This window comes from Streptomyces sp. NPDC050535 (assembly GCF_044457665.1).
GTDB lineage: Bacteria > Actinomycetota > Actinomycetes > Streptomycetales > Streptomycetaceae > Streptomyces.
This window is the reverse complement of the sequence record NZ_JBITHE010000028.1, coordinates 77,531-83,791: the sequence shown is the minus strand read 5'-3', so window position 1 is coordinate 83,791 and position 6,261 is coordinate 77,531. Positions and strand designations below refer to the sequence as shown.

Here is a 6,261-nt window from a genome sequence, read left to right as displayed (position 1 = left end):
AAGCGCTCACTCGTCTCCAAGATGCCCGGCGACTGGTGGCAGCAACGCGCCACCCTGCGCGCCTACCTCGCCTTCATGTGGGCCCACCCCGGCAAACAACTCCTCTTCATGGGCCAGGAGTTCGCCCAGGGCGATGAATGGAACGAAGCCCATGGACCCGACTGGTGGCTCCTCGACCCCGCCTACGGCGCCGAGTCCGACCACCGCGGTGTCCAGGACCTCGTCCGCGACCTGAACACCGTCTACCGCGACGAGGCCGCGCTCTGGGAACGCGACACCGACCCGTCCGGCTTCTCCTGGATCACCGGCGACTCCGCCGACGACAACGTCTTCGCCTTCCTGCGCCACGCCGCGGACGGCACGCCCCTCCTCGCCGTCACCCACTTCTCCCCCGCCGTCCGCCACGACTACCGCATCGGCGTCCCCGAGGACATCCCCGCCTGGCAGGAGGTCCTCAACACCGACACCCTCCGCTACGGCGGGAGCGACGTCACCAACCCCGACCCCCTCAAGCCCGAACCCCACCCCGTCCACGGACACCCGGCAGGCATCCGCCTCACCCTCCCCCCACTGGCCACCATCTGGCTCCGCCCCGCCTAGGACATGCCCCTACACCCAGGGCGGCGGACCCTCGGGAATGAGCTGGTGGACGTCGAGGAGGACCGCGGACCGGACGCCCAGGGCCGGTCCGCCCATGCCGGCCGCCCAGGTCAGGAACGGCCGCGGTTCGAAGGCACCGGCGCCGAGGCCCTTGGTGTATTCGGCGTGTGCCTCGAGCGAGGCGATCCCTCGCTCGAGGGGGTCGCCGGTGACGTCCACGGCATGGGTGGGCTGCTGGGGGCCGGCGAAGCACACCATCCGAATCCCGTTCCAGGGTTCGAGCCCCTCGTCGGCCAGTTCCGGGAAGATCCAGCGGTTTCCCGCGTCCCGTGCCGCGTCCAGGGTGGCGAGGCCCACCGCGCGGTGGTCCGCCTGGTTCGTGAGACCGCCGATCATGCGCACGGTGAACGCGCCCGACACCACGATCTCGGGCCGGAGGCGGCGCATCGCCCGCACGATGTCACGGCGCAGCGCGAGCCCGTACTCGACGACGCCGTCGCGGTGATCGAGGAACTCGACGGTGTCGACGCCGACTTGACGGGCCCCGGCCCGCTCCTCGGCCTCCCGCAGGGGCGCCGCCCGGTCCGGGTGAATGGCGTCGATGCCGGCTTCGCCGCGGGTCGCCAGCAGGTATGTGACGTCCTTGCCCTGCGCGGTCCAGCGGGCGACGGCGCACGCGGTGCCGTACTCGATGTCGTCCGGGTGGGCGGCCACGGCCAGACATCGCTGCCAGTCCTCCGGGAGCGCGGGAAGTGCGGGGCCGTCCGCAGCGCCTGGTTTGTCCTGTGTGGGATTCATGCACCGAATGATGGCGTGGGACACACCGTCGCGGACAGAGGCGCGAGCAGGCAGGTCCCGCACGCCGGTGCGCGCCGGGCCGGACGCCACCCGGTCGGCCCCCGGGGAGTGTCCTCACGGACTCCGCCGTCGCTTTCGCGCCAGTGGCCACCCCCCTGGTCCAAGCCGTCCGCGTCGTGATGAAGTTGGTCCGCTCACACCGCAAAGGAGATCTCTCGTGACCGGCGCCTCTCTTCCCTGGACCCATTCACCAGTCAAGGTCGGGCTCGTCGGCGCCGGGCCCTGGGCGCGCGGCGTGCACGCGCGCGTGCTTGCCGCCGGGCCCGAGACCGAGCTGACCGCGGTGTGGGCGCGCCGGGCGGAGGCGGCCCACGAGACAGCCGCACCCTACGGAGCCGAGGTCGCCGCGAGCTTCGAGGAACTGCTCGACACCTGCGAGGCGGTCGCCTTCGCGGTTCCGCCCTTCGTGCAGGCGGAGCTCGCCTGCCGTGCCGCGGCGGCGGGCAAGGCGCTGCTCCTGGAGAAGCCGCTCGCGATGGACCTGCCTTCGGCGCAGCGCCTCGTGGATGCCGTCGACTCGGCAGGCGTCGTCTCCCAGGTCGTCCTGACGAGCCGTTACAACCCGTCCACCCGGCGGTTCCTGGCGGCGGCGCAGAGCGTCGACGCGGTGGGAGCACGGGCATGCATGGTGACCGGCGCCTTCCTGGGCGGCGAGTTCGCGACACCTTGGCGCCTCGAACACGGGGCCCTGCTGGACCTCGGACCGCACGTTCTGGACCTGCTGGACGCGGCCATGGGGCCCATTGTGCGGGTGCGCGGCACCGGAGACCCACGGCGTTGGATCGAGCTCACCTGCGAACACGCGAGCGGAGCGGTGAGCCAGGCCTCACTTTCGGGGTCGGTCAACGTCGAGGAGGGCATCACCCGGATCGAGCTTTTCGGGCCGCATCCCGCGCTCGTGTACGACGGCGCAGACATCGACCACGAAGAGAGCCTGCCCGTGCTGCGCCGGGAGTTCGCCACCGCCGTACGCACCGGAAAGTCCGGTGAGCTCGACGTCCACCGCGGGCTGCACCTCCAGACCCTGATGGCCCAGGCTCTGGAGGCATAGGGCGGAGCACCCGGGCTCACGGGGCGACGCCGTTCAGGCGAATGAGCGGGCGGGGGCGAGTGGGCGCCCAGCCGCCTGTCGACAACACACCTGTGAGACTGCCCCGGATCGCTCCCATGCTCGCCACGCCAGGTGTCCTGCCCGCCGCCGCGCAGGACGCACGGTGGGCCTACGAGACCAAGCACGACGGCCAGCGTGCCGTGATCTATCTGCCCGGGGACGGCAGCCTCGTACTGCGTGCGCGGTCCGGGGAGGACATCACGGCCGCGTACCCGGAATTCGGTGCGCTGGGGGGCGTCCTCGGCGCGACCCCAGCGGTCCTGGACGGTGAGGTACTGGTCCTGGACCAGCAGGGGCGCGGTGACTTCCAGCTCCTCCAGTCCCGTATGGGGCTGGCCAGGTCGCCCGCCAAGGCCGTTCAGCGCGCCGCTCAGACGCCCGCGCACCTTGTCCTGTTCGACGTCATGCGTCTGCGGGAGGACATGACCTCACTCCCCTATGTGCGGCGGCGGCTGGAGTTGGAAGGGCTCGCCCTCGGCGGACCGTTCTGGTCGACGCCGGCCGCGCTCGTCGGCCACGGGGAGCTGGCGTTGCGGGCGACACGGGAGAGCGGCCTGGAGGGGCTGGTGTGCAAGCGGCTGGACTCCTTGTACGAGCCCGGCGTGCGCTCACGCGCCTGGATCAAGATCCGCAACGTACGGGCCGTGGATGTCGTCGTCGGCGGCTGGGTCCCCGGCAGGGGGCGGCTGTCGGGGCTGCCCGGCGCCGTCCTCGTGGGCATGCGGGACGCCGGGCGGCTGCGCTACGCCGGGAGCGTGGGGACCGGCTGGAGCGAGACCGAGCGGTCGGAGCTCGCCCAGCTCCTGCGGGCCGCCGAGACGGACACCTGCCCCTTCGACCGCGTACCCCCGGTGGCCGGAGCGCACTGGGTGGCGCCTCGACTCGTCGGCGAGGTGCGCTACAGCACTTTCACGAAAGCCGGCTTGCTGCGCCAGCCGTCCTGGCTCCGTCTGCGCACCGACCTGGCTCCCGAGGACTCGTCGGCCGATTTTCCCTAGAGGCGGCACTCAGGGGTCAGGTCTGAGCCGAACCGTCCGAGCCGGTGCCCCCGCTGTCGCGACCGGAGCCGCTGCCCCAGCGCTGTCGGCTCTGGTCATCGGCGGGCCTGCTCCCCGAGGAGTGCATCTGGGTCGGCTTCAGCCGCTCGCTCTCGTCCGCGGCGTGCGGTACCTCGTCGGGTTCCCGCCTCTCCCGCATTTCGTGAGTCGGACCGGAGGCGGGAAGGGTGGGCTGTTCGTCCGGGGTGGGGCGCGGCGGCTCGTCGCCTCGCACTTTGATGCCCAGCCGGACGGCCCAGATCAGGCCGGCGACGATGATGAGGCCGCCGATGAAAGCAGCGCCCGCCTTCAGCGCCCCGCTCGCTGCAATTACTTCATAGCTCGCCGTGTTCATTTTGCTCGGGTACCCCCAAAGGCAGGGAAAAACCCGCTGAGTACTCCGTTCGGCGACGGCTGATTTCTTATATTCCGCCGAACGCTCTTATTCGCCCAATCCGCTGTCTTTACCAGGGCCGGTGCGCGACCGCTCCGAACATCGTCACCGACATGTGCAGCGCCGCCTGCTCGGCGGCCTCCGTGATGTCCGCGTACAGAAGGTCGCGCTGTTTTTCGGTGATGAGTTCGCGGCTTACGGCGGAATCGCCCAGCATGCGGATCAGCGGCCAGGCCACGGAGGTGTGGTCCTGGAGAAGCGCCTGTGATCCGCGGTCGTCGATCACCAGCCCGGCCGCCGTCAGCCTGCCGACCAGCTTGCGCCCGGAGTAGGGGTCGGCCGCCGCGTCCAGCGCGCCCGAGGTGAGCGCCGCGATGGTGTCGGGGTCGCCGGGGTGCAGGATCGTGGTCGCCCAGTCGGTGTCGAGGAGAGCGACGCGGCCGCCGGGGCGCAGTACCCGCGCGATCTCGGCGACCGCCTTCTCGGGCTCCAGGAGGTGCTGGAGGACCCGCTCGCACCACACGATGTCGACCGAGGAGTCGGGCAGGTGCAGGGTGAGCGCGTCGCCGTCCACGAAACGGGCCTGGCTGCCGGCCTCGACCGCGCGCTGCTCGGCCACCATGCGGATCCCGGCGTTCGGCTCGATGCCCAGGACCTCACCGTGCGGGGCGACGGCGGCCGCCAGTGCCTGGGTCTGCGAGCCGGTGCCCGAGCCGATGTCGATCGCCCGCTCGCCGGGGCGCGCGTCGAGCGCGGTGTGCGCCCAGGCGCGCAACCGCCCCACGCCGTCGTTGGTGTCCTGGGCGTCCAGGGCCGCCACCAGCCGGGCAACGCTCTCGGCGGTGATGTTCCGCGCGTGAAAATCCGAGGTAGGTCGTGTGTCCCCCATGGCGGTCACTCTATGACCAACTCGGGGGGCTCCGCCGTCAGATCGTGTAACGCCTCAGAGCCGGTGTCGCGGTGGCCAGGACGAGCGTGGCGGCGATCACCAGCAGCCCGCCGCCGACGACCGCGGCGCGGGCCCCGAAGACCGAGCCGGCGGTTCCGTGCAGGACGTCGGCGAGACGGGGGCCGCCCGCGACGACGACCGTGAACACGCCCTGCATACGGCCGCGCATCTCGTCCGTCGCGGCGGAGAGCAGGATCGCGCCGCGGAAGACCATGGAGACCATGTCGGCGACCCCGGCCGCGGCGAGGAAGACCACCGCCACCCACAGGCTGGTGCTCAGCCCGAACCCGGTGATGGCCGCACCCCAGGCCACCACCGCGGCGATCACCATCAGGCCGTGCCTGCGAATCCGGGAGAACGTGCCCGACGACAGGCCGCCGAGCACCGCGCCGATGGGGATCGCCGCGAAGAGCAGACCGAGCGCGAGCCCTTCGCCGTAGGGCGCGTACGTCTGTGCCGCGAGTTGCGGGAACAGGGCGCGGGGCATGCCGAAGACCATGGCGATGATGTCGGCGAGGAAGGACAGCAGCAGCACCTTGTGCCCCGCGATGTAGCGGAATCCGGCGGCGACCTCGCGCCATCCGGCTCGCCTGGACGCCGTCGCCGACAGCGGCGGCAGCGCGGGAAGCCGTACGACCGCCCACACGGTGACGCACAGCGCGACGGCGTCGAGCAGATAGAGCTCGGCCAGGCCGATGACGGGGATGAGCGCGCCGGCCAGCAGCGGTCCGGCGACCAGACCCGTCTGCATGACGGTGGAGCCGAGCGCGTTGGCCGCGGGCAGTTCGTCCTTGGGGACCAGCCGGGCGATGGAGGCCTGGCGGGCCGGGGAGTTCAGGCCGAAGAACGCCTGCTGGAGGGCGAGCAGCACCATCAGGACGAGGACCGAGCCGAGTCCGGTGGCGGCCTGTATCCAGAAGAGGACCGACGTGACGGCCATGCCGGTGTTGGTGACGAGGAGCAGCTTGCGCCGGTCCACGCTGTCGGCGATCGCACCGCCCCACAGGGCGAAGACCACCAGGGGCAGCAGACCGGCGATGCTCGCGTAGCCCACCCATGCCGAGGAGCCGGTGATGTCGTAGATCTGCTTGGGCACGGCGACCGCGGTGAGCTGGCTGCCGACGGCCGTGACGATGGTCGAGGACCACAGGCGGCGGAACGCCGGGCGCCGCAGCGGCCGGGTGTCCATCGCCCAGCGGCGCCATCCGCGTCTGTCCGCCGGCACCGGTCCCGGTGTCCCGTCGTCCGCCGCGGAATCGCTGTCCGTATCGTGCTTGCTCGTGTCCACGCTCGTCCTGGTTGCTCGCTACAT

Annotated in this window: 7 protein-coding genes; 3 read left to right on the top strand and 4 right to left on the bottom strand. The window is 71.5% G+C overall.

Going from position 1 to position 6,261, the window contains the following annotated elements:
* On the top strand, positions 1–600 hold a 600-nt coding region (locus ACIBLC_RS37320), incomplete at its 5' end, for an alpha amylase C-terminal domain-containing protein (RefSeq protein ID WP_399215891.1).
* A gap of 9 nt (positions 601–609) precedes the next feature.
* On the opposite strand, the gene ACIBLC_RS37315 is transcribed toward ACIBLC_RS37320, so the two are convergent.
* Complete coding sequence (locus ACIBLC_RS37315; RefSeq protein ID WP_399215890.1) at positions 610–1,398, bottom strand: PIG-L deacetylase family protein; 789 nt, start codon at positions 1,396–1,398, stop codon at positions 610–612.
* A gap of 217 nt (positions 1,399–1,615) precedes the next feature.
* Here ACIBLC_RS37315 and ACIBLC_RS37310 point away from each other — a divergent pair, with 217 nt between their 5' ends.
* Together ACIBLC_RS37310 and ACIBLC_RS37305 are read left to right on the top strand one after the other, a co-directional pair.
* Positions 1,616–2,509 (top strand): Gfo/Idh/MocA family protein, encoded by an 894-nt coding sequence (locus ACIBLC_RS37310; protein ID WP_399215889.1) that lies wholly within the window; start codon positions 1,616–1,618, stop codon positions 2,507–2,509.
* A 116-nt stretch (positions 2,510–2,625) separates the two neighbouring features.
* Entirely contained in the window at positions 2,626–3,567 is a 942-nt protein-coding gene (locus ACIBLC_RS37305) for an ATP-dependent DNA ligase (protein ID WP_399215888.1), read from the top strand.
* A 16-nt stretch (positions 3,568–3,583) separates the two neighbouring features.
* Here the strand turns inward: ACIBLC_RS37305 and ACIBLC_RS37300 are convergent, their stop codons facing one another.
* The 3 genes from ACIBLC_RS37300 to ACIBLC_RS37290 form a co-directional block, all read right to left on the bottom strand.
* A complete protein-coding gene (locus tag ACIBLC_RS37300) occupies positions 3,584–3,961 on the bottom strand; it encodes a DUF6479 family protein (RefSeq protein WP_399215887.1) in 378 nt (125 codons plus the stop codon).
* A 109-nt stretch (positions 3,962–4,070) separates the two neighbouring features.
* Positions 4,071–4,889, bottom strand: a complete 819-nt coding sequence (locus ACIBLC_RS37295; protein ID WP_399215886.1) for a methyltransferase domain-containing protein — start codon at positions 4,887–4,889, stop codon at positions 4,071–4,073.
* A 37-nt stretch (positions 4,890–4,926) separates the two neighbouring features.
* The gene (locus ACIBLC_RS37290; protein ID WP_399215885.1) at positions 4,927–6,237 is read right to left on the bottom strand and encodes an MFS transporter; all 1,311 of its coding nucleotides are present in this window, start codon (positions 6,235–6,237) and stop codon (positions 4,927–4,929) included.
* Between the last annotated feature and the right edge of the window lie 24 nt (positions 6,238–6,261).